This is a genomic window from Sinomonas cyclohexanicum (assembly GCF_020886775.1).
Lineage (GTDB): Bacteria > Actinomycetota > Actinomycetes > Actinomycetales > Micrococcaceae > Sinomonas > Sinomonas cyclohexanicum.
Genome location: NZ_AP024525.1, coordinates 2,898,663 through 2,924,742, shown reverse-complemented (window position 1 = coordinate 2,924,742; position 26,080 = coordinate 2,898,663). Strand labels below are relative to the sequence as shown.

Sequence of the window (26,080 nt, the reverse complement as noted above, 5' to 3'; positions counted from 1 at the left end):
GACGCCACGTCCCGGGCCCTTTCCCGAGGACTCACCGTGACATCCCAGACCCGGGCCGGAGCGCTGGCCTGCCTCCACGACTACGGGTACACGCCCGCCGTCGCCCAGTACTTCCCACCAGATCAGCCGACCCGGCCGGCCCGCGCCGTGCGTGTGGACCGCAACCGCGTGCTCGTCGCCACAGAGCACGGCCTCGAGGGCATCGCCCTCCCCGGTTCCCTTCCCGACGGACCGATCGTCACCGGCGACTGGCTCCGCCTCGAACTGACGGCGGACGGCCCGCGCGCCGTCGGGATCCTGCCCCGCACGAGCCTGCTGCGCCGCAAGGACGCCCACGACGGCACGGACCGCGAGCAGCTCCTCGCGGCGAACGCGGACGTGGTCGCAGCCGTCGTGCCCGTGGACCGTCCCCTCAGCGAGAACCGGCTCGAGCGCACGCTCGTGGCCATCTGGGACTCCGGTGCGGTCCCGCTCGTCGTCGTCACCAAGGCGGACATTGTCGGGATGGCGGACGACGTCGTCGCCCGCCTCGCGCTCGACTCCGGCGGCGCCGCCGTGGTCACCACCGCCGCCTCGACCGGTGACGGTCTGGACGAGCTCGCGGCCCACGTCCCGCACGGCACGACGATGGCGCTCCTCGGCCCCTCAGGGGCCGGCAAGTCCACCCTTGTCAACGCGCTCGTGGGCCGAGAGGTCCAGAGCACCGGGCTCGTGCGGGTCGCGGACGGGCGCGGCCGGCACACCACGACCGCCCGCGAGCTCGTGCCGATCCCCGGCGGCGGCGTGCTGCTCGACACGCCCGGCGTGAGGGGGTTCGGCCTCTGGAACGCGGACGCCGGACTGGCCGAGACGTTCGCGGACATCGAGCAGCTGGCGCGCAGGTGCCGTTTCTCGGACTGCGCCCACGGCAGCGAGCCCGGCTGTGCCGTGCGCGGCGCGCTCGAGACCGGCTCGCTCGAGCGGCGCCGCTGGGACAGCTATACCAAGATGCAGCGCGAGCTCGCCCGCCTGCACCGCAGCCAGGACGTCCTCGCAAGGAAGGAGTACTCCAGGGCCATGCAGCGCCGCATGAACGACCGCAGTGAACGGGATGCCTACCGGCGCCGAGCCGAGGGATCACGCTGGTAGGCTCGCACCAGCACGCCCAGACAGACAGATTCCTCCGCAACCACTGAGGTGCATGTGTCCGAGCCCATGATCGAGTTCCGTGAGGTGAGCAAGGTGTACGGCGGCCTGACGGCCGTCGACCGGCTGAGCCTGGGTGTGCCCCGCGGCCAGATCACGGTCTTCGTCGGGCCGTCCGGCTGCGGGAAGACCACGTCGCTGCGCATGGTCAACCGGATGGTCGAGCCGACCTCGGGGACCATCACGGTGGACGGCCGCGACGCCACCGCCCAGCCCGCGCCGCTCCTGCGCCGCTCGATGGGGTACGTCATGCAGTCCGCCGGCCTCATGCCGCACCGCAGCGTCCTGGACAACATCGCCACGGTCCCGCGTCTGAACGGCGTCTCCCGAGCGTCTGCCCGCGACCGCGCGCGGGAGCTGCTCGCCGTCGTCGGCCTTCCGGAGAACCTCGGCGGAAGGTACCCGGCCCAGCTCTCCGGCGGCCAGCAGCAGAGGGTCGGCGTGGCGCGCGCTCTCGCAGCGGACCCGCCCGTGCTCCTCATGGACGAGCCGTTCAGCGCCGTGGACCCAGTGGTGCGGCACGAGCTGCAGCAGGAACTGCTCCGCCTCCAACGCGACCTCGGCAAGACGATCATCTTCGTCACGCATGACATCGACGAGGCCGTGCTGCTCGGGGACACGATCGCCGTCTTCGCCGTGGGCGGGCGGCTCGCGCAGGTCGCCGGCCCGGAGGAGCTCCTGCGGGCCCCCGCGGACGAGTTCGTCTCCGGATTCGTGGGCCGGGACCGGGGCTTCCGGCACCTCGGCTTCTACGACGACGCGGGCCTCGCGGTCGGACGCGCCGAGACGGTGCCGGCCGCGGACGTCGCGACGGCGCGCGTCCCAGACTGGGCGGTGGCCGTGGACGGAGCCGGTCGGCCGGTCGGCTGGGCCGGCCCGTCGTTCCCCGGGTCGCTCGTGAGCGGGGGATCGCTCCACCGCGCCGGCAGCACGCTCCGGTCCGCGCTCGATGCCGCGCTGTCATCGCCGTCCGGCCGCGGCGTGGTGGTGGACGACGCCGGCCGCCTCCTCGGCACGGTCGGCGCAGCCGAGGTGATCGCCCACGCGGACCGGCGGCGCACCCAGTCCCAGCGCGAGCGCGGCGCGGTGGTGGCATCGGCGGGAACTTCCGACGGCACGGGGAACGCCTGATGGAGTGGGCGGTCGCCAACTCCGGGCGAATCCTCGGGCTCGCGGGGCAGCACCTCCTCCTCGCCGTCCTTCCGCTTCTGCTGGGCCTGGTGATCAGCCTCCCGCTCGCGCAGGCCGTGCGGCACCGGCGCGGCTGGCGGGCGGTCCTCCTGACCCTCAGCTCAGTGCTCTACACCGTGCCCTCGCTCGCGCTCTTCATCATCCTGCCGGTGGTCCTGGGTACGCGGATCCTCGATCCCGTCAACGTCGTCGTGGCCCTCACCGTGTACGCCGTCGCCCTGCTCGTGCGGTCCGCGCTGGATGCCCTCGACTCGGTCGACGGGGAGCTGAGCCTCGCGGCGACGGCCATCGGACACACCGCCACGACCCGGTACTTCCTCGTGGACCTGCCCCTCTCGATGCCCGTGCTCATCGCCGGCCTCCGGGCGGTGTCCGTCAGCAACATCTCGCTCGTCTCCGTGGCGGCGCTTGTGGGGATGCCGAACCTCGGGATCCTGTTCACGGAAGGCCTCCAGCGCGGATTCATCACCGAGATCGTCGTCGGGCTCGTGGGAATCCTCGTCCTCGCGCTCCTCATGGACCTCGCGCTCGTCCTCGCCGGCCGGGGCCTCGCGCCCTGGGCGCGGCACACGGACGGCGTGGGACGGAGGAAGGCGGCCCGCGCATGAGCCTCCTCGAGCAGACCTGGGCGTGGCTCACCGACCCGATGAACTGGAGCGGGTACGCCGGCATTCCCGCCCGGCTCGGCGAGCACGCCTTCTACACGATCCTGACCGTGGCCATTGCGGCCGTGATCGCCCTCCCCATCGGGGCATACGTGGGGCACACGGGGCGCGGGCGCGTCGTCGTGGTCGGGCTCGCCGGTGCGCTGCGCGCCGTCCCGACCCTCGGGCTCCTCGTCCTGTTCGTGCTGCTGGCCGGAATCGGGCTCATGCCGCCCATCTGGGCGCTGGTCATCCTGAGCGTCCCGCCGCTCCTCGCGGGCACGTACTCCGGCATCGCGGCAGTGGACCCCGTGGTGGTGGACGCTGCCCGTGCGCAGGGCATGCGGGAAGATCAGGTGCTGCTCGGGGTCGAGCTCCCCAACGCACTCCCGGTGATCTTCGGCGGGCTCCGTGCTGCCGTGCTGCAGGTGATCGCGACCGCCACCGTGGTCGCGTACACCAACCTCGGCGGGCTCGGCCGGTACATCTTCGACGGCCTCGCGCTCTCGGACTACCCCCAGATGCTCGGTGGCTCCGTGCTCGTGGCCGCGCTCGCCGTCGTCACCGACCTCGTTCTCGGCGCGCTCCTGCGCGTCCTGGGCCCACGCTCGTCCTCCGCCGCGAAGCCCGAGGCTCCCGCGGCGGCCGTACAGGAAGGAATCTCATGATCCAGCAGATGCCCGTCACCCGCCGCACGGCGCTCACCGCCGTGACGGCGGGGCTCGGCCTCAGCCTCGCCCTGAGCGCGTGCGGGGGGTCCTCGAACCCGCTGAGCTCCGGAAGCGCGGCGGCGTCCGGCGGCTCCGGCAAGGCGCTCGTCATCGGCTCGGCGGACTTCACCGAGAGCCAGATCATCGCCGAACTGTACGCCGGCGCCCTCAACGCGGCGGGGGTCCAGGCCAGCACGAAGCCGAACATCGGCGCCCGTGAGGTCTACTACAAGGCACTCCAGGACGGCTCGATCGACGTGGTTCCCGACTACACCGGGAATCTCCTCCTGTATGTGGATCCGAAGGCCACGCAGGTCTCGGCCTCGGACATCGCCGGCGCGCTGCCGGGCAAGCTGCCGCAGGGGCTCGGGATCCTCGACCCCGCCAAGGCCGAGGACAAGGACGCGATGGTTGTCACCAAGGCCACCGCGGCCAAATACAGCCTCAAGAGCATCGAGGACATGGCCAAGGTCTGCAGCGATCTCGTCATCGGCGCTCCCGCCACGTTCGAGAAGCGCGCCTACGGCCTCCCGGGGCTCAAGGACAAGTACAACTGCGTGCCGAAGCAGTTCTCGCCCATGAGCGACGGCGGCGGCCCGGTCACGCTCAAGGCGCTCATTGACAACGACATCCAGGTGGCCGACATCTTCACCACCACCCCATCCATCGCGGACAACGGACTCGTGGTCCTGGACGACCCCAAGAACAACTTCATCGCGCAGCAGGTGGTGCCGCTCGTGAGGACGGACACCGTCTCGGACAAGGCGAAGGCCGCCCTCAACGCGGTCTCGAAGCAGCTCACGACCGATGACCTGGTGAACCTCAACCGGGCGGTGAGCGGCAGCCAGAAGCAGTCGCCCGCGGACGCGGCCAAGGCATGGCTCAAGGAGAAGGGCCTCGCCTCCTGACCCTGCCCGCGTGCCACAGGGTGTGATCAGCATCGCAGGATGCTGCCCACACCCTGTGGCATTCTTGTCAGATGGCCCAGTTCACGCAGTCCTCCAAGCTCCACAACGTCCTGTACGACATCAGGGGCCCGATCCTGGAGGCTGCCCAGCAGATGGAGGCCGAGGGACACCGCATCCTCAAGCTCAACATCGGCAACCCGGCGCCGTTCGGCTTCGAGGCGCCGGACGCGATCCTCGTGGACATGATCCGCCACCTGCCCCACGCGCAGGGCTATAGCGACTCCCGCGGCATCTTCTCCGCTCGCACAGCCGTCTCGCAGTACTACCAGACCCGCGGAATCCAGAACATCCATGTGGACGACATCTACCTCGGCAACGGGGTCTCCGAGCTCATCACGATGTCCCTCATGGCGCTCCTCGAGCAGGGCGACGAGATCCTCGTCCCCATGCCGGACTACCCGCTGTGGACCGCCTCGGTGTCCCTCGCCGGAGGCCGCGCGGTCCATTACCTGTGCGACGAGGACCTCGAATGGGAGCCCGACCTGGAGGACCTCGAGTCGAAGATCACGCCCCGGACCAAGGGCATTGTGGTGATCAACCCCAACAACCCGACCGGGGCCTTGTACTCGGACACGACGCTGCGGCGCATCGTCGAGCTCGCCGAGAAGCACGGGCTCATCATCTTCGCCGACGAGATCTACGAGAAGATCCTCTACGAGGACGCAACTCACACCAACCTGGCCGCGTTCACGGGCGAGGACGTACTGTGCCTGACGTTCTCCGGCCTGTCCAAGGCGTACCGGGTGTGCGGCTACCGCGCCGGTTGGATGGCCATCTCCGGGCCAAAGAAGGACGCTGCCGACTACCTCGAGGGCATCAACCTGCTGGCCAACATGCGCCTGTGCGCGAACGTGCCCGCCCAGCACGCGATCCAGACCGCGCTCGGCGGCTACCAGAGCATCAACGACCTCATCCTCCCGGGGGGCCGGCTCCTCGAGCAGCGCAACAAGGCGTACGAGATGCTCAACGCGATCCCGGGCGTCTCGACGAAGCAGGCCAAGGGGGCGCTGTACCTCTTCCCGAAGCTTGATCCGGAGGTCTACCGGATCCGGGACGATGAGAAGTTCGTCCTCGACCTGCTGCGGGATCAGAAGATCCTGCTCTCCCACGGACGGGCGTTCAACTGGCACGCGCCGGACCACTTCCGCATGGTGACCCTCCCCGCCGTGGCGGACATCGAAGAGGCCATGGGCCGTATGGCAGACTTCCTCAGCAGGTACCAGGGGAACTGATCCGGGCTCTCGCCCGGGTCGCGCGCAGCGAGGGGGCGGCATGAGCAAGCGCAGGGCGGGCCACGGCTTCGGTGAGGCACCCGAGGACTTCCTCGTGGTCGGCCCGGGCTTCAGACTCGCGGGCATCGACACCTCCGCGACGCCGGGATTCAAGGGGGGCAAGGCCGAGGGGGAGGCCGTCCTCACCCAGAGGGACCCCCACCTCGCCGACCTGCAGGAGCGGCTCTTCGCCGAGGGCATGGGCGGCGGGGTCCGCTCACTTCTGCTGATCCTCCAGGCCATGGACACGGCAGGGAAAGGCGGGATGATCAGCCACGTGGTCGGTGCGGTCGACGTCCAGGGAGTCCAGTTGGCCGCCTTCAAGACGCCCACGGACGAGGAGAAGCAGCACGACTTCCTGTGGCGCATCGAGCGGCAGCTCCCCAAGCCCGGCATGCTCGGGTGCTTCGACCGCTCCCACTACGAGGACGTCCTGATCCACCGCGTGCACGGTTGGGCCGACGAGACCGAGCTGGAGCGCCGCTACTCCGCGATCCAGGACTTCGAGGCGCATCTCCATGCCTCCGGCACCGAGATCATCAAGGTCATGCTCCACATCAGCAAGGCGGAACAGGGGCGGAGGCTCGCCGCACGGCTCGACGACCCGACCAAGTACTGGAAGTTCAACCCCGGCGACATCGCCGAGCGCCGGCTCTGGGACTCCTACATGGAGGCGTACCAGATCGCGATCGAGCGGACGAGCACCCCATACGCGCCCTGGTACGTGGTCCCTGCCGACAACAAGTGGTACGCACGACTCGTGGTCCAGGAGCTGCTGGTCGCGGCGCTCGAGAGGATGGACCCGCAGTGGCCCGGGCCCGGTTACGACATCGAGGAGCAGAAGAGGCTTCTGGCCGAGAGCTGAACGGCTCCCTGTGCGCGTGACCTTCGGCACTGTGCGGCGCTTCGCCGGTGCGGCACGCTGTGGCCATGGCTGGAGAGCGGAAGGGCCCAGACCGTGTTCTGATCACGGTCCTCGCCGTCATCGCGGTGCTCGTCGTCGGGTCGCTCGCGATCGTCCTGCTGAGGGGGCAGCCGCAGCAGCTCGACCCCAAGTCTCCCGCCGGTGTCGTGCAGCGCTACGCGGCGGCCGTCGTCGACAGCGATCAGGCGGAGGCCCAGCAGTACCTGTCGCAGAGAGCGCTGGCCAACTGCGCCGGGGGCTACTCCGGTGCGATCGGTGCCTCGAACGATCTCCGGATCACGCTCGGGTCCGAGACGGTCCGCGACTCCACCGCGACGGTGGTCGTGGGGATCACGCGATCCGGCGGCGCCGGCCCGTTGGGCTCCGGCGAGTACACGGAAGATGGCGTCTTCCAGCTCGTCAAGGCCGACGGCACGTGGTACATCGACTCGGCGCCTTACAGTCTCCTTGCCTGCGTGCCCAAGGGCGTGACGTATTGAGTGCGGCTCAGCAGACGGTCCGGCGGCTGATCGTCTACCTCCTGCTCTTCGCCCTCGTCGTGATCGCCGCGATCGGGCTCAGCGGGCTCCTGACACGTGCACTGGACATGAGCCCGGTGCTCGTGGGGTCGACTGCCGGGGGACTCGCGCTGTCCCTCGCCTTCACGGTGATCGGCGGACCCCTCGCCGCGGTCCTCTGGTGGTTCCTGTTCAGGCGGCTCGGAGACCAAGCGGAGCGGAGCGCCCTGTCATGGGGCCTCTACATCGCAGGGCTCTACACAGCGGCCCTCGTCACTGCCGCCTCGGAGCTGCTGGCGCTGCTCGCCTCGCTGACGGAGGGCAGGACACAGGGCTGGAACGGGTTCCTCGCGATCGGCCTCGTCTGGCTTGCCGTGTGGCTCTGGCACCGGTGGATGTGGCGGCACCCGGGCAAGGGGCCGCTCCGCCTCCCGGACGTCCCTGCCATCCTCGGCGCAGCCTATGGCCTCGTGCTCGGTGCGTCGATGGCAGCCGCGGCGCTGGGTGGGCTCCTCGAGCAGGCCGTCGGCACGGTGACCGGCGCCTCAACGATCGCGGGCACTCTGGAGGGTGTGCCCTGGTGGCGGTCCGTGCTCGCCTCGGTCATCTGGGCAGCCGGTGGAGCCCTGGTATGGATCTGGCACTGGTACGGGGAGGGCGGCCGCCGCCTGCGGACGGGGCTCAGCGACGTCGCCCTCGTCCTGGTCGGCATCTTCGGGGCCGGCGCGGCGACGCTGGGCGGGGCCGGGACGGCGCTCTTCGTGGTGCTGCGGCTCCTCTTCGACCGCGGCCCGGAGCCGCTCGCCCTCTTGCTCGAACCGCTCCCGCCTGCCCTCGCGGCGGCCGCCGCCGGAGGCCTGGTGTGGGCCTACCACTGGCCGCTCGTTGCCGTGCGCGGTGCGGCCGCGCGACAGGCGGCACGGCTCGTCACCGCCGGCGTGGCCGTGGTCGGAGCGGCCTCAGGCATCGGCGTCATTGTCAACGCGGTGCTGTCATTGGCGACGCCGACCCTCGCCGGCACAAACGCGCTGACGCTCCTGCTCGGAGGCATAGCATCGCTCGCCGTGGGCGGAACCGTCTGGTGGCTCGTCTGGAAGCCCACACGTGCGCTCTCGGAGCCAGTGTCGGTCCGTCCGGCGGGACGGCGCGTCTACCTCGTCGTCATCTTCGGAGTGAGCGCCGTGGCGGCCCTCGTGACCCTTCTGGTCATCGGATACCAGGTGTTCCAGTTCGCGCTGTCCGCCGGCGGTGGCGTCTCCCTGGTGGGGAGGGTCCGGGCCCCGCTCGGGATCCTCGTAGCGACGGCACTCGCGGCCGGCTACCACTTTGCCGTGTGGCGGCACGACAGGGCGGCGCTCTCCGCCGTGCAGGGCCCCCGGCGCACGGGCGGGCGCGTCTTCCTGGTCACGTCCCTGGACCCTGCGCCGTTCGCGCGGGCGATCGAGGACGCCACAGGCGCCACCGTCAAGGTCTGGCGGCGGGCAGAGGCTCCCGCCGGCGCCGCGCCGGCTTCCGTGCGGGCAACCCTGCCTCCGGCCGGGGACGGGGAACACGTCGCGGTACCGGCCCCCGCGCCCGAGGACGTCGCCCGCGCCCTCTCGGGGATAGTGGCCAAGCGTGTCCTGGTTCTCGTCGGGCCAGCAGAGCGGATCGAGGTCGTCAGCCTCGAAGACTGAGCGCCAGGGCGTGACCCCGGGCGCTCAGGCGTCGTCGTTGGGGCGGCGGGCGGCGTCCAGCCTTCGTCGTGCCCCCTCGAGCCACTCCTCGCACCGTGCCGCGAGGGCCTCGCCCCGCTCCCACAGCGCGAGTGACTCCTCGAGGCTCACGCCGCCCGCCTCAAGGCGGGATACCACCGCCACCAGCTGTTCGCGGGCGTCCTCGTAGCTGAGCTCCTCGAACGTCTCCGGGGTCTTCTCACTCATGGGATGGTCCTTTCTGGGCTGGTGCGGTCTGGTCCCCGCGGTGCGTGATGTCTGGGAGCTCGCCGTCGCTGTGCGCGGCGATGGTGCCGCGTGCGAGCCGGACGCGCAGCGCGGTCCCGGCCGGGGCGTCTCCGGGCGAGCGCACCACGGCGGCGGCGGGCCCGTCGAGGATCTGCACCACGGAGTAGCCGCGGTCGAGCGTCTGCTGCGGGGAGAGGGCGCGGACTTGTGCCCGCAGGTGAGCCACGGCGTCGGCAGCGCGCACGACGGCGCCGCTCACCGCCGCGTGCGACCTCACCCGGAGCCTCTCGAGTTCCTCGTGGCGTCCCTGCACCATGGTCTGCGGGGCCGCGAGTACCGGTCGGCTGCGGATCGAGGCGAGCCGCTCGGACTCGCGCTCCACGAAGAGCCGGACCTGCCGGTCGATCCGGTCCCTGCACTGCCTCACCCTCAGGAGCTCCTCGGCCACGTCGGGGACGATCCGCTTGGCCGCGTCCGTGGGGGTCGAGGCACGCAGGTCAGCCACGTCGTCGAGGATGGGGCGGTCGGCCTCGTGGCCAATCGCGCTCACCACCGGGGTCCGGGCGTCGGAGACGGCACGGACGAGCGCCTCGTTGCTGAACGGGAGCAGGTCCTCGAGCGAGCCGCCGCCGCGGGCGATCACGATCACGTCCACGTCTTGGTGGGAGTCGAGCTCCCGGAGGGCGGCCATGACCTCGGAGACGGCGTTGACCCCCTGGACGGCGACCTCGCGGATCTCGAAGGCCACGGCCGGCCAACGCAGGGCCGCGTTGCGGAGCACGTCCTTCTTGGCGTCGGAGTCGCGCCCCGTGATGAGGCCGATCCGGTGGGGGAGCAGGGGCAGCGGCTTCTTGCGCGACTCGGAGAAGAGGCCCTCCCCGCCGAGGGCCTGTCGGAGGTTCTCGATGCGGGCCAGGAGGTCGCCGAGGCCCACCGGGCGCATGTCCCGCACCGCCATGTTGAGGCGCCCCGTCTTGAGCCACATCTCGGGCTTCACGAGGGCCACCACGCGGGAGCCCCGTTGGACCGGCTCCCGCAGGCGTGCCATCACGGTGCCCCACGCCGAGGCGGGCAGTGAGATCTCGGCGTCGACGTCCCGCAGCGTCAGGTATGCCGTCTGGCCCCGGCGGTTCATCTCGATGACCTGGCCCTCGATCCACACCTGCGGCGAGCGCTCAATGTGCTCCTTGAGCTTGCGGGAGAGCACGTGCAGCGGCCACGGGTTCTCCGGCGTGGTGTCCGCGGCGCGCTCCGGCAGCGTCGAGGCCGGGCGCTCGCCGGAGGAGCCATCTGGGCCGGCGTTCTGGCCTTCGCCCCAGCCTTCGCTCGTGCGTTCTTCCATCTCAGCCACCATAGTTCAGGAGTCTAGGCGGCTGAGCATTGTGCAGGATCACGGGTTACCCCGTAGGTGTTGGGATCGGTTTGGAGCGTTGTGGGGCGTAATATCTTGGACCGACAAAGGCGGCCCCGGCGGTGCTGGAAACACCGGACCGGGGCCTACGGTCCAAGGCCTAGTTGAGAGGCCGAACCGATGAACAAGCCTACCCCCACATTCCCCCTCGGCCAGCGGGTGCTGGTGGTCCACTCGGATGAGTTCACGACTGAGACCCGGGCCTATCTCGTGGGCCAGCGCGGGACCGTCGTCACCGGCGAGTCCGGCCAGGAGGACAACGGACTCATCGCCGTCGCCCTCGACTCCGGGATCGTGCGCACGTTCTTCCCAGCCGAGCTGGTCCCGTTCGAGGACGTCCCCGCAGGCTTCACGCCCGCCGAGGACATGGACGGGGAAATCTCGCACTTCGACGGGCCGCAGATCGAAGGCGACGGCTGGCTCATCGACACCATGTACAGCATCGAGCGCCGATCGGTCGTGTTCTGGCCCGTCATCCGCGGCGGCGACGAGGGCCAAGACCCACAGCTCACACCCTCGCAGGCCTTTGCCCTCGGCCAGTCGCTCATCGCGGCATCCCGGCGCTGGATCCTCACCCGACACACGGACGGCCACCAGTTCGAGGACGCGCACCTCGGCGAGGCGTTCCCCGTGGCCGACGCGATCGGCGGTGAGCTCTGATGCGAGACGTTCCCGTGAACCTGCTTGTGCTCGTCATCTGGCTGACCTTGATGGCCCCGATGGTCCTGTTCCCGGTCCTGCCGTGGCTCGTGCCGGGTTGGACCGCCTCGTGAACCGCTACACGCCCACGCTGGTCCTCGCGGCCGTCGCTCTGGCCGGGCTCCTGCGCGTCATCCTCGAGGCGGTCACACCCGCATAGCCGGCTTCCACGCCCCCACGGGGGCGCTGGGACCGCTCAACCGCGGCCGTCCCCCTCGGTCACGGTTGGGCGCTCCGAGCGCCGCTCGCGTGTTACTGACCCTCCCACGTACCCAGAGGGCCGCGGCTCACAATCTCCACCGAACACGACGTGCCGCCGTCGTGAGGTCCCGACTGATCACCGGCCTAGGTCCACACGTAGACGCGTCCCGAACCGGGCCGGGTCCGGTCGTCGTGGGCGAATGTCGTTGAGCGGAGACGGGGGCGGCGGGAGTTTGGGGCCGGGGTCAAGCAAAGGCGAGCCGTAGGGCCCCCGCTGTCCACGCGGCTTGAACTCGGAAGGTGCCCGGGTGCGAGGATTGACGGCATGGAATCCAAAGAGACAGTCCGCGTCCTGATCTGCTCCGAGTGCGGCGAGCGGATCGAGCTGCCCGCAACAATCACCGAGCGCGACGGCGGCAAACACACACGGATCAATATCGACGTTCGCCCTATCGAACTGCACTTCTCGGATAACCACTAGCTCCCTAAACGCCGGATCAACCATGTCCAGATTGGAGTCCGCAAATGAACAACACCGCCGAACTAACTGAGCTCCTGAGTAGCGTCCGGCAGAGTGGTGTACGGCTCCCGGTGAGCGTGTCGTCGTAGGACGAGGACGGTCACCGCGTGATCCTTCGAGAAGTCTTCTACCTCGACTCGAAAGGACGGCCGCGATGACCGTCGCACCCAACAGTATCGATCCTGCCCGTTTCCTCGAAGAGCATCTGGCCCAGGCCTCTCCGGACCTGCTGCGGGAGATGATGAGGACGTTCGTCAACGCACTGCTCTCCGCAGACGCCGACGCGGTCTGCGGAGCCTCCTACGGCACCGCCAGCCCGGAGCGCGTGAACCGGCGCAACGGGTACCGGCACCGTGACTTCGACACCCGCGCCGGCACGATCGACGTCGCGATCCCGAAGCTGCGGGCCGGGTCGTACTTCCCGGACTGGCTGCTGGAGCGGCGCCGCCGTGCCGAGGCAGCCCTGACCACCGTGGTGGCCAACTGCTACCTCCTGGGCGTCTCCACGAGGCGGATGGAGAAACTCGTCCAGACCCTCGGGATCACCGGCCTGTCCAAGTCCCAGGTCTCGGAGATGGCCAAGGACCTCGACGCCCAGGTCGAGGCCTTCCGCACCCGGCCCCTGGATGCGGGCCCATACACTTTCGTCGCCGCGGACGCGCTGACCATGCGGGTGCGCGAGGGCGGGCGTGTGGTCAAGGTCGCGGTCCTGGTCGCCACGGGGGTCAACGCCGAGGGCTACCGCGAAGTCCTTGGCCTGCAGGTCAGCTCCGCCGAGGACGGAGCCGGCTGGCTGGGGTTCTTCCGCGACCTCGTCGCCCGGGGCCTGACCGGGGTCAAGCTCGTCACCTCCGACGCCCACGCCGGTCTGGTCGCCGCGACGGGGGCGACGCTGCCCGGCGCCGCCTGGCAGCGCTGCCGCACCCACTACGCCGCCAACCTCATGTCCACCACGCCCAAGAGCTCCTGGCCCTGGGTCAAGACGCTCCTGAGCACCGTCTTCGACCAGCCCGACGCCGAGGCCGTGCACGCCCAGTTCGACCGCGTCCTGGAGACCCTCGAGCACAAGCTCCCCAAGGCCTTCGCCCACCTCGAGGACGCCCGCGAGGAGATCCTGGCGTTCACCGCATTCCCGAAGTCCATCTGGCGCCAGATCTGGTCGAACAACCCCAACGAGCGGCTCAACCGCGAGATCCGCCGGCGCACCGACGTCGTGGGCATCTTCCCCGACCGGGACTCCATCATCCGCCTCGTCGGCGCCGTACTGGCCGAGCAGCACGACGAATGGGCCGAACAGCGCCGCTACTTCGGCCTCGACGCCCTCACCCACGCACGCCGCGTCGGCGAACCCGACCCCGAAGAGGAGGACCCCACCGCCGAGCTCCACACCCTCACCGCATAACCCACCGAGGGATCACCGAGCACATACACCACTCAAAAGGACTTGACCAGCTCCTGGCCGGCCTCGGTGCCGTCAAGCACGAAACCCACTGGCGGATCCCCGTCCCGTCCGGGCACCTCCGCATCGACGTGGAACTCGACCGCCAGCGCCCCTTGGCGCACGTCGCGATCGATCGCTGGGGAGGAAGGAATGCGCCCGACGAAGCCGGCGACTGGCTCGAAGCCAACATCGCACCCTTCGTCAACCGCGCACTCGCTCACTCCCCTAGAAAGGAGCTCACCACGCCCGGCCGTGGGGCCACCAGCGCAGGCGCCGACGTGCTCAAGGGCGATCTCGAGGACGTCCTCCGGCTCTGGATCCCGCGGGAGGTCGCATGGCAGGAAAACACCGCCCCGTGAGTCCCTGACCGCCTTTGACCTGCTCGTGCCCGGTCACAGGGGCGGGCCGTGGGCCTCCTCAGGCTGGCCACACTGCGTACACGCTGAAATCGTCCGGCGTGTACGTCCCCTGAGCGTTCTTGGTGCTGTAGTCGGCGTTGGCCCCGGGCATGTAGAGAATATCCGTCTTGTCGTCCCCGGATGGGCCTTCAAGCCAGACAAGCCCCGAAACCGTCTGCATCGGGCCAACGACTCCCACATATGGGAGAGGCTTGCCATACTGCGTGAAGTCAAAGCCGGGCAATGGAAGTATCGGATGCCGATCATCAAAACTCAGCGGACCGCCGCCCGAGAGCAGATTGGCCGCCATGAACTCACCGTATTTCAAGCGGTACGGCTGATCCGAAAGGTTCCTTAGGCTCACATTGAACAGCACTCCCGATCCGCTCTTCCCCTGCTTCAGGTACTTCAGATCGGAAACGGTTACCTCGATGCGCTGTCCGCCGTAGTCCACGGTAATGGGGTCGCCCACGGTCGCGAGCTTTGCGTGGGAGTCGGTGGGAGTAGGCGGCGGGAACGTCGGCATGCCAGGCGCTGGTCCTCCCGAGCATCCGGTTAGCGCGAGGCAGAGGGCAGCGACGGACCAAATGCGGCGGCGGACCATGCTGCCCATGTTAGCCACCGGGCGCGGCTCGCCTAGATGGGGCAGCACATGCCCGCGCCGACGCGAGGCGCTGCACGACCTCGTGGGTTCGTCGCGGGCTGTCGTTTGTCAGTCTGCTCGCCTACGCTCCAAGCATGGCAATCCTGACGATCCGGCAGAAACAGCAACCTCCTGGGCTGGATTTTCGTTCCCGTGGCCGTGCTGGTGTGGATTACCATTCTGTTCCGATACGTCCCGTGGCTTGCATGGCCACTTACGATAGGGCTCGTCGGCCTGGTCGTCTGGGGCGTCGTCAAGAGGAAGCGGAGACGCGCCAAACAACAGCGTCCCGTGAGTGCTGCGGCCACGCTAGCCGTGTCGGTCCCGTTCGGCCCTGAAGACACCGTGGATTCAATCGCACTCAAGCTCATCGAGGCGGCCAGCCGCCGCGGACAGAGGGTGAGCGTAGCCGAGGCTCGGCGCGTTGCCGAGGTCGAACTAGGGAAGGCGAGAGGCGAGCGGGCCTAGCCGCTGGCCTCTGTCGGACCCCAGGCGCACACTGCTGGCATGGAGACAGCGCATGCCGCCCCCGTGGCCCTCACACGCGAGCCGCGGCCGCTATCCGCTCCCGAGCCCTCAGGGAACGTCACACGGCCGGCCAAGGCCCGCCCGGTCTGGGTGAACGTGCCAACCGACGAGGGCGGCGAGGCGTACAAGCGCGGGTTCGCCCTGGCTTGGACACATGACCGGGTACGGGTGCAGGTGCTCTGGCCCAAAGAGTATTTCGAGGCCGCGACAGAGTTCTGGGTGGACGCCTCGAGGGTCCAGCGCCGCGCGATCGAGCCGCAATGGCTCGGGCGGGATTAGGAGAGGATGACGTTGGCGCGGGAGGTTGCAGACACAATCACTGTTCCGGCTTTCGTTCGCTTCGTCCCAGCACAAATACGGTCACCAGCGCTACTAGATCAACTGTCCCAAGCAGGCCAGCGACCCATGGTTGGCCGGCTAGTCCGAGCACAACGGCAACTGCCATGACGACGACGGCAATCCAAAAGCCCAAGCTCTGCCCACGTTTCGTGACGGAAACGCCTTCGCGCAACTCATCCCGGTCCATCTGATGCCGATGGCTCTGTTCTCGCTTGGCCATCTCAAGGATTTCACGAGGTAGCTCGGGGTCGATCGCCTTATATGCCGCGAGGTCTGCGGCTGAAGGAAGCGGGCCGCTGTGCCTGTACTCATATGCGAAGATCTGCTGCGGCGATCCTGCGTCCAGCTCTGGCTGGAAGTACCCATCGACTCGGCCTTCAGGCTGAGGGTCATCATTGACCCTCTCGATGTCAGAAGCCACTCTTCTTAGCGCTGAGGGTCTTTCCCTGCCGTCCCATGGCGACTGTGATGTCGCGACCAACCTGATACCAGTCACCAGGCGTTGAGCGGCGCGCAGTCACAAACCCCGAGATGATAGTAGCCGTTGACCGTCCGGACAGGTCCAACATGCTCCCAGCTGCACGGAAGGCCGCCGCACGCCTCCGTTGGGTTCTACGCGTCCTTGGCATGACTCCCCCTTTAGGTTGCTGTCGGTGCTAGTAAATCAGGAACGAACAAGCGATTCTACTACCCATGCTTGGGGCGGGCCGTACTGGCCCGCCTAAGCGACAACGACAGAGGCCCCCGGAACCATTCCTGGTTCCGGGGGCTGTCCTAGACGCCGTCGTACCCGTCGAACGGCTGCATCGGTCTGAGGCGGATACGGTCCAGCGCATCCTCCGGCGGCTCCTCGATGCCCTTGACCGCGTACCAAGCCTTCACCGAGGCGTCCAGCTCCTCCCAGCCGACCATCCACGCATCCCACCGCGCCCGCCGCACCGGGTAGGGCTCAGAGAGGTCATCGACGAACTCGGGGAGCGCCTGCTCGAAGTCCAGGGGTGCCGGGAGTGCCGGCCGACGGCGCCTCATCCCTTCACCGCCTTGCGGACCTCGACACACTCGATAACCCACTCAACGGGGCTCGTCCCGAGCGCGAGGAGCCCGTCACGGCCCACCTCGGACATGAATGCCAGACGCTGACGGAGCCATTCATCGAACGAGGCCAACTGCAGCGACGAGCCGACCCGCAGGTGCTCCGGGATCGCGTTTGATGGCTCCTGACGCCGGCGCTTCACTTCAGGCCCGAGACTGCACGGACGCCCACGCGCTGTTGGGTGCGGCCCACGGCCTCGGCGTCGTCCAGCGGGATCCGCAACGAGGCCACAAGCTTGGCCAGCGTCACGCGTTGGTTCCGCGCCTCGACCAGGGCAGGATGGGCCCTCACTCCCTGCGGCGACACGTTCGTGACGCCCTCGGTCCTGACGATCGCCTCGAGGGCATCCAGCGCGTCCACCGTCCGGGCCGCCTCGAGGAGGACCACGAGCTCGTGCTCCCCCCGCTCATAGTCGTCGACAACCGCTTTCCAGAGCTTCCGGCCGGGTGCTCGGAGCCCTGAGGGTACATCTGGGGCAGTCATCGCCCACTCCTTTCTGTTTGATGCGTCAATAGGTCGATTGATCCGGCTTCCGGAGGGATACCGATCCCGCTGGGCCGAGGGAGCGAGGACAGGGCCACGGGAGGGTAACCGGGGGTGGGTGTCTCAGTTGTCACGACCACCGCCGGCTGACCTTCAGCGGCTTGGCTGCCAGTACGGTGACCTGGCTGGGCGCGGCGCGGTTGCCCTTCGACTGGTTGCAGCGGCGGCAGATTACCGCGCAGTTCTCAAGGACGTCTTCGCCTCCTCGGGAGTGAGGCACGAGATGGTCGACCTCGGCGCTCCGAGGTGTCCGTCCTTGCTTGTAGTCGAGCTCGACGCGGCAGAACATGCAGTGCGTGACGCCGTTGAGCCGGGCTAGCCTGAGTGCCTGGGCCCTGACCTTGAGCCATCGCGTGGTGCCTGTGCGACTGGTCGCCATGCTGGTCCCTTTCCCTGTGTTGGGCTGCCGCGCCCCGGAACGCTTGGCTCCGGGGCGGGCAGCGTGTGTCCTCAGTCGCGCGTGACCCACGCGCGGGAGACGAGGGGCTCGGCCTCGGGGCCGGCGAACTGCTCCGAGTCCCGGCGCTCCTCCCACTCGCGGATGGTGGGGTAGTCCGGCGTGAGGCCCGCACCGAGGATCCCGACCCAGAACGTGAGCTTGCCCGGCTCGGGGTCGGAGCGGTTGAGCGCGCCGGGCTCGAGGGCCCACGCGGCCTCGTCATCGAACGCCCGGGGATGCAGCTTCTCCCTCAGCTCGACAGCCTGGGCGAGGCGGGCGGCGAGGGGCTGCGCGTCACGGATGAGGACGGCGGCCTTGTAGTCGCCGCTCATCGCCGCGGACATCTCGTCCCACACGATCTCGGGATGCTCGTCCACGAGTCCCTGGAGCTCGTCGAGGGCGGGCTCGAAGATCTGCTCGCGGACGGCCCGGAGGATGAGGTCGGCGTGGGTGTTGAGCAGGGCCATGTACCCGTCGCGGCTTCCCTCGTCGATGCGCTGGATGAGCGCCGGGAAGTTGGACCACGCCGCGTGGAGGACGAGGTGCTCGGTCGGGTCCTCACCACGCAGGACGGCCTGCGCTGCGGCCTCGAGGTGGTCCACGTGCTGGTGCACGGCGTTGACCATGTCGGCGGCGTTCCCGCGGTGCGCGGTGGCCGGGCCCTCGAGGATGCCGGCCGGGAGCCCTTCGACGCCGAGGACGCGGAGGATGCGGGCAATCTGGGCGGGGAGGTGGTGGTGCTCGGACGTGAGCGGGTAGCGGTTCATCGGTCATTCTCCTTCTGAGTGGTGGGGTGGAACTTGGCGAAGAGGTCGCGGCCGGATTGGACGGTCCCGGCCTTGCCCGGGTCGGTGTCCTCGGTCTCGGGCTGGCCGTTGGGATGGCGGGCGGCGAACAAGTCGCGGCCCTTCTGGATGCTGGTCATGCTTTCTCCTTTGGTTGATGCGTGAACTTGATGGCGAACCGTCCGCTGCCGTAGCCGGACCACACGAGCTCCCGCATCGCGTCGAGGGATCGGCGCTGGGCGGCGAGGGTGCGCGCCCTGACGCATGTGACCGTGCGGGTCTGGCCGGGGCGGATGGGGACGGGCTGGAGCTGGGCGGCGCCATAGTGGTGGAGGTCGCCGCAGATGGGGCACACGACGGCCGCACAGCCATCAGCGACGCTCTCCGGGACCACGGGCGTGGCCTTGGCCGTGCGGGCGGTTCTGCGGATGCTCACTGGGCCTCCCGCTCGGCCATGTCGTCGATGACTCTCGCGAGCTGTCCGGCCAGGGTGTATGCGGCATCGAGGGTGAGAGTCACCCGGGCAAGGCCGGAGGTGAGGATCGCCACTCCCGGTTCACCATCGGGTCCGATCGCGGGGCGTGCGGTCGCGGTGCGGGAGTCCTCGAGGTGGCGGTCCCAGCGGTCCCGGCGGATGACCCAGCGGAGCACGTAGCCGCTCAATGCGCCGCCTCCTGTTCTTCGGTCTCGTGTTCGTCGACGAGGTCATGGATGGAATCGGCGAGGCTCCTCGCGTCGTCGTAGCCGAGGTGTGCCACGATGTATCCGCCGCGTTTGATGGCGATGCCGGGCTGGGGGGTGGGCTCGTTGCGGCCCCAGACGTAGTGGTCCGCGGTCACCGGCCGGCGGTGCGTGTAGCTCATTTCGTGGGCTCCTGTTCGGCGCGGCGGAGCTCTTCGCGAAGGCGGGTGATGATGTTCCGAAGCTCGCGGCAGCGCATGTCCTGGCGCTCGGCCAGGTAGGCGAGCTCGGTGCGGTTGAAGGGCTCCAGCCATCGCGGGATGGTCCACCCGAGGGGCGGGATCTGCGCGCGCTCGGTCTCCTGCTCGGTGCTCATCGGGTCGCCTCCTGGTTGTGCTGGTCGCAAAGGTCGAGGATGGTTTCGGCGATGGCTCGGGCTTCGTCGTAGCTCATGTGGGCTATGAACCTGTCGCGGGTGCGCAGCGCGATGCCGGGTGTCTCGTCGCTCTTCCCGAGGTTCCACACGTATGCGAGGGCCTTGATCTTGGCGAGCTTCACCGGGCCGCCTCCCGCATGATTCCGGGGCAGTGCAGGGTAGTGCAGGGTTTTCGGAAACTTTCCCTAGTAACTTCCTCGTGTGGAGGTTTGCTAAAACGCTGCACTACGCTGCACTCCCTCGTCCTTGACCGCCAGTGCGATGCCCTGCCGGAACGTCCGGCCGTTGCTCCTGCGTGTCGGGTATCCGAGCCGATCCAGCTCCTTGGCGAACGCCTTCTCGCTCATTGGCTCGGCCCCGTCAAGGGCTGCCCAGGCCTGCTACGCCATGTGCAGATCGCGGGTGCCGGCGTGAACGTGGGGGTTTAGCACGCATTCGTCTTGGTCGTTTGTGAACCGCTTCACGGCGTCGGATTCGGTCTGGTATTTGTCGGTCGCGTTGAGGACGTTCTCCGGTTCATCCATGCCGCCGCGGTCCTCGTAGTCGAACCATCCTTCAATCGCCCACGTGAGAATCGCGTCCGCGGCGAGCTGGAGCCTCTCGGGGAGCTTGCCGTCCTTCTCCGAGTCCGGGATCACCACATCGAACGGGACGATGCGCAGACGCCGCCACACTGCCGGGTCATTGCCCTTGACCTGGGGAAGGTGGTTCGTGACGTAGACGAGCTGGTGCGTCGGCGCCCACGTCACGGGCTCCTGGTAGAGGCGCCGGGCCGTGAGCGTGTCGCCGCCCGTGAGCCGCTTCATGGTCGCGGCGTCGAGCTTGCGGCCCTCCTCGGTCTCGGAGCCGATCACGAGACGCGCCCCGAGCAGGGTCATCATCTCGGGCCCGCCTGACCTGTCGCCGGCCATGAGCATGGCGGGGTCCACGACGGTCCCGTAGTCTCCGAGCGCATGGAGGATCGCCTCATAGGTGGTGCCCTTGCCGTTCTGCCCGGTGCCGGTGAGCACGGGGAACAGGTGCTCGCGCACCCTGCCGTAGGCTGCCTGCCCGATCACGCGCTGGAGATAGGACCGTTCGGCCGCATCGGGGAGGATGCGCTCGAGGAACGCCTCCCAGACCGTGCGGTCGGCGGCCGGGTCGTATGCGCCGCGGGCCAGCTTCGTGATCCTGTCCGCTGGGGAGGCTTCGCGCACGGTGCGCGTGCGGAGGTCGAGCGTCCCGTTGGCACAGTTGATCAGGAATGGGTCCGCGTCGAGCTCGGCGATGGAGGCGCGGAGTCCTGGAAGGGCGGACGCGATGTCGAGGACGCCGTTGATGCCGGATGCCGACTCGCAACGGCGCACGTCCGGCCGGAGCTCCTTGTCGGTCAGGGACTCGGCCAGCGCGGCGCGGAGAACCTCGAGGACGGCATTCTTCGCCGCGTCCTTCTCGTCCTCGGCCCACCGCTGGCCGTCCCAAACATGCCAGCCGATGCCGCGCACGTACATGAGATGCCCGGCGTTGGCCATCGCGAGCCGGTACGCCATGCGGGCCTGGCCGCGGTGCTGCCTCTCGGCGCTGGCGAGCTCGTCGGCCGTGCTCTCGTCGGCGTAGGCGTCGGCCGCGCACCATATGACGTGTCCGCGCCATCGGGGAGTGGGTAGGTGTCGTGGATCGTCATGCGCCCACCGCCTTGGCGTGTGCGTCCTCGGCCGTGAGCAGGTAGAACTTCTGCGCGGCCTGGTCGATCGCGCGGAGCACAGTGCCGTGCTCGGCCACGCATTCAACGGTGCGGGCGTGGTAGCCGGCCCAGTAGCCGGCCTGCCGGGCATCCTCGAGCATCGACTCGATGGCGGCTCGCTCGGCCTCGGTCATGAGTCCGGGCCACTCGTCCTTGCTGAGGGGTTCGAACTTGCTGGGGGCCATCGCCCCGGCGTCAGCGGTGCGCATTACTTCGCGTCACCGCCGGCCTCGAGCTGGGCTAGCTCTGCCTCTGCCCTGAGTTTGGTCACTTTGCGGTCGGTTTCGAGAGGACTGCCTGCTGACCTGCGGTAACGCTGTCGCGGGAGCGGTTCTGAGGCACTAATTGGTGCTCTACTGTGGTGGCTGTGGCATGGATTCGGCGGGTTCGGACGGCCTCCGGGGCGACGGCCGTGCAGATCGCCGAGTCCGTCGACGGGCGGCGGCGGATCGTGGCCCACGTCGGCTCGGCCCATACCGAGGCTGAGCTCGGGCTCCTGGTCGAGCGGGCGCGGGAGCTGCTGGACGACCCCGGCCAGGGCGAGCTCGACTTGGGCCTGGCCCCTGCTGCGCCCAGGACTGCACTGATCGGCCCGCCCGGGGAGCCGGCGCTCTTCGAGAACCCGGGGACACCGGTGCCAGGGCGATCGGCGGTTGCCCCGCCACGGGTGGTCGCCACCGCCTCACGGGTCCTCTTCGACACGCTCGCGGCGGTGTTCGACGACCTCGGCTTCGACGCCCTCGCCGACGAGGTGTTCCGGGACCTGGTGGTCGCCCGGATCGTGGAGCCGACCTCCATCCTGGACACCGCCCGCGTGCTGGGCGACCTGGGCGTGCGCCCGGCGAGCGAGAAGACGATGCGGCGCACCCTGTCCCGCGCGCACAGGGGCAGCTACCGGGACCAGATCGCCAGGGCGTGCTTCGAGCACGCCGCGGCCAGCGGCGATGTCTCGCTGTGCCTGTACGACGTGACGACCCTGTACTTCGAGGCCGAGAAGGAAGACGGGCTGCGGAAGGTCGGCTACTCCAAGGAACGCCGGGTCGACCCGCAGATCGTCGTCGGCCTGCTCGTGGACCGGGAAGGGTTCCCGCTGGAGATCGGCTGCTACGAGGGCAACAGGGCCGAGCAGACCACGATCATCCCGATCGTGAAGCAGTTCCAGGACAGGCATGGCATCGGGGACATGGTCGTGGTCGCCGACGCCGGCATGCTCTCCGCGGCCAACCTCACCGCGCTCGAGGAGGCGGGCCTGCGCTTCATCGTCGGCTCCCGCGCCGTCAAGGCCCCGCTGGACCTGGCCTCCCACTTCCGCTGGCACGGCGACGCGTTCACCGACGCGCAGGTCATCGACACCATCACGCCCAGGACCGGCCGGCGCAGCGAGAACAACGAGCTCCTGCGCGCCGAACCCGTCTGGGACCCCGAGACGCACCCCGGCTCCTGGCGGGCCGTGTGGGCCTACTCGGCCAAGCGGGCCGTGCGGGACGGCAAGACCCTGACACTGCAGGAGGACCGCGCCCGGGCGGTCATCGCCGGCGAGAAGGCCGCCCGCGCCCCGCGGTTCGTCAAGACCAGCGGCGACGGGCACACCCTGGACGAAGCCGCCCTGGCCCGCGCCCGCCGCCTGGTCGGGCTCAAGGGCTACGTGACCAACATCCCCGCGCACCTCATGCCCGCCGGCGAGGTCATCGCCTCGTACCACGAGCTCTGGCATGTCGAGCAGTCCTTCCGGATGTCCAAGACCGACCTCGCCGCGCGACCCATGTTCGTCCGCACCCGCGACGCGATCGAGGCCCACCTGACCATCGTCTTCACCGCCCTCGCAGTCTCCCGCGAGGCCCAGACCCGCACCGGCCTCGCGATCCGCAACATCGTCCGCCAGCTCAGGCCCCTGCGCTCAGCCACCGTCGCCTCCAACGGCACCACCCAGACCATCGCGCCCCACATCGACCCCGACCGGCAGGCCATCATCGACGCCCTCACCACCGGGAAATCTCAGGCACTAAGCAAATGACCAAACTCAGGTGGGGGCCATCGCCCCGGCGTCAGCGGTGCGCATTACTTCGCGTCACCGCCGGCCTCGAGCTGGGCTAGCTCTGCCTCTGCCGCTTCGGCTGCCGCGGTGGCCGCCTTCGCGCGGCGGCGCGACTGTGCGGACTTGAGGGCGAGGCGCTGGAAGTGTGCCTTGCGGAGGTGCTCGGCGCGGCGGGCCCGCTCGGCTGGGAGCAGCCGTCCCTCGGGGTCCGCCTCGTGCTCGAACTTGGCGAGCATCGCGGCGCGGGCTGGGGCGGTGCGAGCTGACCTGTCCTCGGTCTGAGCCCACGATTCATTGGCCGCGATCTGGGCCATGAGCCGACGTTCGGTCGATGGTACTGGCATACGAGTTCTCCCGCGACCCCCGTGGGATCAAGCGGGACGTCTCACTCAGCAGATGCCGTCCGATGCTGCCGGGCGGGGAACCGTGATGGCCCCGAATCCGGTATTCAGTACATTTCACAGCGTACACGACATTCCGTGCACACCGCTTTTATCGTCCTTTATCGGCGTGTCGGCCGCAGCAGGTGGGCGTTTGTCAGAAACAGGTCTTCGCCGCGGTCGCTTTTTGCTTCCACACGCAGCAACGCCAGCTCATCGTCGGCTATGGCGTAGGCCCGGCCACACCGGCAATGCCAGCCCCTCCACCATTCCCCGGTGGGGTCCTGCCACATGTCCCCTGTGCTGGACATGGGGCTTGGCTTTCTCAGCTCATACAGCTGTCGGCCCTTTGCCATTGAATCCGGAAGTCGGTCATAATCGGACAATTCTCCCCGGGTGGGTTTCCGATATGCGTCCGGATCTTCCAAGACGCGCTGGCATGAGCCGCACCGGATACGCCCCGTCTTCTTGCTCACAGGTCTCCTAGGTTCAGTGATCGTGCTTCGGTGGCGGCGCGCTCCGAGGCGCGGGCCTTGGTGTAGCGCACGAGCATGTCGGGTCGGGACCAGCCCGCGACGGCCATGAGGCCGCCCTCGGAACCGCCCGCGGCAAGCCACCTGTGGGCTGCCGTGTGGCGGAGCTGGTGAGGGTGGAAGCCTTCTATGCCCGCGGCTTTCGCGCGCGTCACAAGGGCCTTGCGGAGGCCGTCGTAACCGAAGCTGCGGCTGCGGACGGCGAGCCAGAACGGGGCCGTGTCCGCCATGGGATGCTGTGCCCTCGCGCGGCGGTAGCGGTCGAGGGCCCTAGCGGTCTGCGGGCCGAACGGGACCACGCGGCCCTTGCCGCCCTTGCCTCGGCGGATCACGACGGTTCCGGCCATGAGGTCGAGGTCTCTTGCCTCGAGGGCCACGCACTCCCCGGCGCGCATCCCGGTCTCGGCCATGAGCCTGAGCATGGCTTCGTCCCGGCGGTCCATGAAGCTAGATCCGCTGCACGCCTTGAGCATGGCCTTGAGCTGGTCCTCGGTTAGGGGATCCACCACCTTCTGGTCGAGCTTGGCCGGCTTGATGCCCAAGAGCCGGTCCTGAGGGATCTCGCCCTCTTCCGTGAGCCATGCGGAGAATCGGCGCAGCGCGAGCTGACGCGCGCGGACAGTGGCACCCTCTCGGCCCTCGTCCACAAGGTGAGCACAGAACGCGGTGACGGTGCGGCGGTCGAGAACGGCCGGCGTGCCAGTGGTGTCGGCCCACGCGAGGAACGCGCCGATGCCGTCGGTATAGGTGCGGATCGTTGCGGGGCTCTTGCGCTCGGCGCGGAGTGTGAGCACCCAGGACGGCAGGAGGACGCCTAGGTCCGGGGTCTCGCTCGCCTTCATGACAGCCAGTCTATCCGATATCTGGACCACGAGCGTTGTGCCGTGCTAGCGTGTCTCACGTAAGGCCCCGAAAGGCGCGTCAGACCGGCGAAAACACAGTGAAGCGCACAGTGAGCCCAGTTCGCATAGTTCAGGACTATCACGGCCCTCCGACATTCGGGGGAGGAGTCCAGCGGGCCTCCAGCGAAGCGCGGGCTGCCGCCGCTAGGATGATCGGGTTGCCGATCCCGGGAAGTCCATGCGAACCGTCCTCTCTGCCCTGTCCGTGCTGCTCGCCGTCGTGCTCACCGCGGCCGCTGTGCCGTCGCTCTGGATCGAGCGCAACGTGGTCGACGAGGGCGGCTTCGTGAGTCTGCTCTCCCCGCTGCGCAGCGACAACGGCTTCCAGACGGCGCTTGGGTCCTCGCTCGCGACGACCGTCGTCTCCGCCTCGCACATCCCCGACGCGCTGCAGCAGCCGGCCACACAGCTGGTCAAGGGCATTGTCAACGGGCTGAGCACGGACCCGGGCTTCCCTGCCGCGTGGGATGAGACGCTTCGCGAGAGCCACCGCCTCAACTTCTCGCCGGGCACCGCCTCCACCTCGGCGTTCACCCTCCAGCTGCGGCCCCTCGCCGCGGTTCTGCTGAACCGGCTGGGGTCGTCTTTGGGTGTGCCCCTTGGGGATGCGCCGAGCATCGAGGTCCCGGTGGGGACGTCCCAGCAGCGTTCCTGGCTCAGCGCGATCCAGGACGCGGGGAACCTCGCGCTGCCCCTGTCCGTCGGCGCCGTCCTGGCCTTCGTCCTGGGGCTGCTGTTCGCACGACGGCGGGAGGTCGCCCTCGGCTGGGCCGGTCTCGGGCTGCTTCTGGTTGCCGCGGTACTCGGCGCAGGCGCGTTCCTGGGGTCGATGCTCGCGGGTGGACAGGGCGGCGGCGGCAGCGTCGCGACGGTGTTCGCGAGCCGTGTGGGCCCGCTGTTCGCTGATTCGTTCATGCCGTGGGCCGCTGCCGTGGCCATCGTCGGCGCGGTGTTCCTGCTGGTGGCCCTCGTGGTCGGGGCAGTGGGACGACGGTCGGCGGCGCGCCGGTAGCATG

The 26,080-nt window shown here is 69.0% G+C and carries 34 protein-coding genes; 16 read left to right on the top strand and 18 right to left on the bottom strand.

Annotation, left to right across the window (positions count from 1 at the left end):
• The first annotated feature begins 36 nt into the window (after window positions 1-36).
• The 9 genes from rsgA (at window position 37) to SCMU_RS13845 (ending at window position 9,067) form a co-directional block, all read left to right on the top strand.
• Complete coding sequence (gene rsgA / locus SCMU_RS13885) at window positions 37-1,128, top strand: ribosome small subunit-dependent GTPase A (protein WP_274602865.1); 1,092 nt, start codon at window positions 37-39, stop codon at window positions 1,126-1,128.
• Window positions 1,129-1,182: 54 nt separating this feature from the next.
• Window positions 1,183-2,316, top strand: a complete 1,134-nt coding sequence (locus tag SCMU_RS13880) for an ABC transporter ATP-binding protein (RefSeq protein WP_443020150.1) — start codon at window positions 1,183-1,185, stop codon at window positions 2,314-2,316.
• Window positions 2,316-2,984: an ABC transporter permease gene (locus SCMU_RS13875; protein ID WP_229229715.1), complete on the top strand. Its 669-nt coding sequence runs from the start codon at window positions 2,316-2,318 to the stop codon at window positions 2,982-2,984. The genes SCMU_RS13880 and SCMU_RS13875 overlap by 1 nt, the downstream gene beginning before the upstream one ends.
• The gene (locus tag SCMU_RS13870; RefSeq protein WP_229229714.1) at window positions 2,981-3,688 is read left to right on the top strand and encodes an ABC transporter permease; all 708 of its coding nucleotides are present in this window, start codon (window positions 2,981-2,983) and stop codon (window positions 3,686-3,688) included. Before SCMU_RS13875 ends, SCMU_RS13870 begins: the two co-directional genes overlap by 4 nt.
• On the top strand, window positions 3,685-4,638 hold the full coding sequence (locus SCMU_RS13865) for an ABC transporter substrate-binding protein (protein ID WP_229229713.1): 954 nt from the start codon (window positions 3,685-3,687) through the stop codon (window positions 4,636-4,638). Before SCMU_RS13870 ends, SCMU_RS13865 begins: the two co-directional genes overlap by 4 nt.
• Before the next feature lie 71 nt (window positions 4,639-4,709).
• On the top strand, window positions 4,710-5,930 hold the full coding sequence (locus tag SCMU_RS13860) for a pyridoxal phosphate-dependent aminotransferase (RefSeq protein WP_229229712.1): 1,221 nt from the start codon (window positions 4,710-4,712) through the stop codon (window positions 5,928-5,930).
• 40 nt (window positions 5,931-5,970) lie between these two features.
• Window positions 5,971-6,834, top strand: a complete 864-nt coding sequence (locus SCMU_RS13855) for a polyphosphate kinase 2 family protein (RefSeq protein ID WP_229229711.1) — start codon at window positions 5,971-5,973, stop codon at window positions 6,832-6,834.
• A gap of 65 nt (window positions 6,835-6,899) precedes the next feature.
• Window positions 6,900-7,373, top strand: a complete 474-nt coding sequence (locus SCMU_RS13850) for an LpqB family beta-propeller domain-containing protein (RefSeq protein WP_229229710.1) — start codon at window positions 6,900-6,902, stop codon at window positions 7,371-7,373.
• On the top strand, window positions 7,370-9,067 hold the full coding sequence (locus SCMU_RS13845; RefSeq protein WP_229229709.1) for a DUF5671 domain-containing protein: 1,698 nt from the start codon (window positions 7,370-7,372) through the stop codon (window positions 9,065-9,067). Before SCMU_RS13850 ends, SCMU_RS13845 begins: the two co-directional genes overlap by 4 nt.
• A gap of 24 nt (window positions 9,068-9,091) precedes the next feature.
• Here the strand turns inward: SCMU_RS13845 and SCMU_RS13840 are convergent, their stop codons facing one another.
• The gene (locus SCMU_RS13840; protein ID WP_229229708.1) at window positions 9,092-9,313 is read right to left on the bottom strand and encodes an exodeoxyribonuclease VII small subunit; all 222 of its coding nucleotides are present in this window, start codon (window positions 9,311-9,313) and stop codon (window positions 9,092-9,094) included.
• Window positions 9,306-10,676 carry an exodeoxyribonuclease VII large subunit gene (gene xseA, locus SCMU_RS13835; RefSeq protein WP_229229707.1) on the bottom strand — a complete coding sequence of 457 codons (1,371 nt, stop codon included), beginning with the start codon at window positions 10,674-10,676 and terminating at the stop codon, window positions 9,306-9,308. Before xseA ends, SCMU_RS13840 begins: the two co-directional genes overlap by 8 nt.
• A gap of 189 nt (window positions 10,677-10,865) precedes the next feature.
• Here xseA and SCMU_RS13830 point away from each other — a divergent pair, with 189 nt between their 5' ends.
• The 4 genes from SCMU_RS13830 (at window position 10,866) to SCMU_RS13815 (ending at window position 13,965) form a co-directional block, all read left to right on the top strand.
• On the top strand, window positions 10,866-11,405 hold the full coding sequence (locus SCMU_RS13830; protein WP_229229706.1) for a hypothetical protein: 540 nt from the start codon (window positions 10,866-10,868) through the stop codon (window positions 11,403-11,405).
• Window positions 11,406-11,970: 565 nt separating this feature from the next.
• Entirely contained in the window at window positions 11,971-12,126 is a 156-nt protein-coding gene (locus SCMU_RS13825) for a hypothetical protein (RefSeq protein WP_229229705.1), read from the top strand.
• A gap of 193 nt (window positions 12,127-12,319) precedes the next feature.
• Window positions 12,320-13,567 (top strand): IS256 family transposase, encoded by a 1,248-nt coding sequence (locus tag SCMU_RS13820; protein ID WP_229229704.1) that lies wholly within the window; start codon window positions 12,320-12,322, stop codon window positions 13,565-13,567.
• A 128-nt stretch (window positions 13,568-13,695) separates the two neighbouring features.
• Window positions 13,696-13,965: a hypothetical protein gene (locus tag SCMU_RS13815; RefSeq protein ID WP_229229703.1), complete on the top strand. Its 270-nt coding sequence runs from the start codon at window positions 13,696-13,698 to the stop codon at window positions 13,963-13,965.
• Window positions 13,966-14,023: 58 nt separating this feature from the next.
• On the opposite strand, the gene SCMU_RS13810 is transcribed toward SCMU_RS13815, so the two are convergent.
• Complete coding sequence (locus tag SCMU_RS13810; protein WP_229229702.1) at window positions 14,024-14,476, bottom strand: hypothetical protein; 453 nt, start codon at window positions 14,474-14,476, stop codon at window positions 14,024-14,026.
• A 678-nt stretch (window positions 14,477-15,154) separates the two neighbouring features.
• Between SCMU_RS13810 and SCMU_RS13805 the strand changes: the two genes are divergently transcribed.
• On the top strand, window positions 15,155-15,454 hold the full coding sequence (locus SCMU_RS13805; protein ID WP_229229701.1) for a hypothetical protein: 300 nt from the start codon (window positions 15,155-15,157) through the stop codon (window positions 15,452-15,454).
• 37 nt (window positions 15,455-15,491) lie between these two features.
• Here SCMU_RS13805 and SCMU_RS13800 read toward each other — a convergent pair whose 3' ends face one another.
• From SCMU_RS13800 to SCMU_RS13740, 13 genes are all read right to left on the bottom strand, one after another.
• Window positions 15,492-15,935 (bottom strand): DUF2335 domain-containing protein, encoded by a 444-nt coding sequence (locus SCMU_RS13800; RefSeq protein ID WP_229229700.1) that lies wholly within the window; start codon window positions 15,933-15,935, stop codon window positions 15,492-15,494.
• Between the two features lie 353 nt (window positions 15,936-16,288).
• Window positions 16,289-16,543, bottom strand: coding sequence for a hypothetical protein (locus tag SCMU_RS13795; protein WP_229229699.1), 255 nt, complete (start codon window positions 16,541-16,543; stop codon window positions 16,289-16,291).
• A gap of 202 nt (window positions 16,544-16,745) precedes the next feature.
• Entirely contained in the window at window positions 16,746-17,090 is a 345-nt protein-coding gene (locus SCMU_RS13790; protein WP_229229698.1) for a terminase, read from the bottom strand.
• Window positions 17,091-17,220: 130 nt separating this feature from the next.
• A complete protein-coding gene (locus SCMU_RS13785; RefSeq protein ID WP_229229697.1) occupies window positions 17,221-17,529 on the bottom strand; it encodes an HNH endonuclease in 309 nt (102 codons plus the stop codon).
• A gap of 71 nt (window positions 17,530-17,600) precedes the next feature.
• Window positions 17,601-18,356 (bottom strand): hypothetical protein, encoded by a 756-nt coding sequence (locus tag SCMU_RS13780; RefSeq protein WP_229229696.1) that lies wholly within the window; start codon window positions 18,354-18,356, stop codon window positions 17,601-17,603.
• Window positions 18,353-18,514, bottom strand: a complete 162-nt coding sequence (locus SCMU_RS13775; protein WP_229229695.1) for a hypothetical protein — start codon at window positions 18,512-18,514, stop codon at window positions 18,353-18,355. The genes SCMU_RS13780 and SCMU_RS13775 overlap by 4 nt, the downstream gene beginning before the upstream one ends.
• The gene (locus tag SCMU_RS13770) at window positions 18,511-18,810 is read right to left on the bottom strand and encodes a hypothetical protein (protein WP_229229694.1); all 300 of its coding nucleotides are present in this window, start codon (window positions 18,808-18,810) and stop codon (window positions 18,511-18,513) included. The genes SCMU_RS13775 and SCMU_RS13770 overlap by 4 nt, the downstream gene beginning before the upstream one ends.
• Window positions 18,807-19,037: a hypothetical protein gene (locus SCMU_RS13765; protein WP_229229693.1), complete on the bottom strand. Its 231-nt coding sequence runs from the start codon at window positions 19,035-19,037 to the stop codon at window positions 18,807-18,809. Before SCMU_RS13765 ends, SCMU_RS13770 begins: the two co-directional genes overlap by 4 nt.
• Window positions 19,034-19,237: a hypothetical protein gene (locus SCMU_RS13760; RefSeq protein ID WP_229229692.1), complete on the bottom strand. Its 204-nt coding sequence runs from the start codon at window positions 19,235-19,237 to the stop codon at window positions 19,034-19,036. Before SCMU_RS13760 ends, SCMU_RS13765 begins: the two co-directional genes overlap by 4 nt.
• Window positions 19,234-19,431 (bottom strand): hypothetical protein, encoded by a 198-nt coding sequence (locus tag SCMU_RS13755; RefSeq protein WP_229229691.1) that lies wholly within the window; start codon window positions 19,429-19,431, stop codon window positions 19,234-19,236. Before SCMU_RS13755 ends, SCMU_RS13760 begins: the two co-directional genes overlap by 4 nt.
• The gene (locus SCMU_RS13750) at window positions 19,428-19,613 is read right to left on the bottom strand and encodes a hypothetical protein (protein ID WP_229229690.1); all 186 of its coding nucleotides are present in this window, start codon (window positions 19,611-19,613) and stop codon (window positions 19,428-19,430) included. Before SCMU_RS13750 ends, SCMU_RS13755 begins: the two co-directional genes overlap by 4 nt.
• Window positions 19,614-19,871: 258 nt before the next feature.
• On the bottom strand, window positions 19,872-21,020 hold the full coding sequence (locus SCMU_RS13745) for a DNA primase family protein (RefSeq protein WP_229229689.1): 1,149 nt from the start codon (window positions 21,018-21,020) through the stop codon (window positions 19,872-19,874).
• A 130-nt stretch (window positions 21,021-21,150) separates the two neighbouring features.
• Window positions 21,151-21,423 carry a hypothetical protein gene (locus SCMU_RS13740; RefSeq protein ID WP_229229688.1) on the bottom strand — a complete coding sequence of 91 codons (273 nt, stop codon included), beginning with the start codon at window positions 21,421-21,423 and terminating at the stop codon, window positions 21,151-21,153.
• Window positions 21,424-21,581: 158 nt separating this feature from the next.
• On the opposite strand from SCMU_RS13740, the gene SCMU_RS13735 reads away from it, so the two are divergent.
• The gene (locus tag SCMU_RS13735) at window positions 21,582-23,228 is read left to right on the top strand and encodes an IS1634 family transposase (protein ID WP_229229687.1); all 1,647 of its coding nucleotides are present in this window, start codon (window positions 21,582-21,584) and stop codon (window positions 23,226-23,228) included.
• A gap of 44 nt (window positions 23,229-23,272) precedes the next feature.
• On the opposite strand, the gene SCMU_RS13730 is transcribed toward SCMU_RS13735, so the two are convergent.
• Both SCMU_RS13730 and SCMU_RS13725 read right to left on the bottom strand, forming a co-directional pair.
• Complete coding sequence (locus SCMU_RS13730) at window positions 23,273-23,563, bottom strand: hypothetical protein (protein ID WP_229229686.1); 291 nt, start codon at window positions 23,561-23,563, stop codon at window positions 23,273-23,275.
• A 538-nt stretch (window positions 23,564-24,101) separates the two neighbouring features.
• A complete protein-coding gene (locus tag SCMU_RS13725; protein WP_229229685.1) occupies window positions 24,102-25,004 on the bottom strand; it encodes a tyrosine-type recombinase/integrase in 903 nt (300 codons plus the stop codon).
• A gap of 238 nt (window positions 25,005-25,242) precedes the next feature.
• Here SCMU_RS13725 and SCMU_RS13720 point away from each other — a divergent pair, with 238 nt between their 5' ends.
• Entirely contained in the window at window positions 25,243-26,076 is an 834-nt protein-coding gene (locus SCMU_RS13720) for a hypothetical protein (RefSeq protein WP_229229684.1), read from the top strand.
• Window positions 26,077-26,080 lie beyond the last annotated feature (4 nt).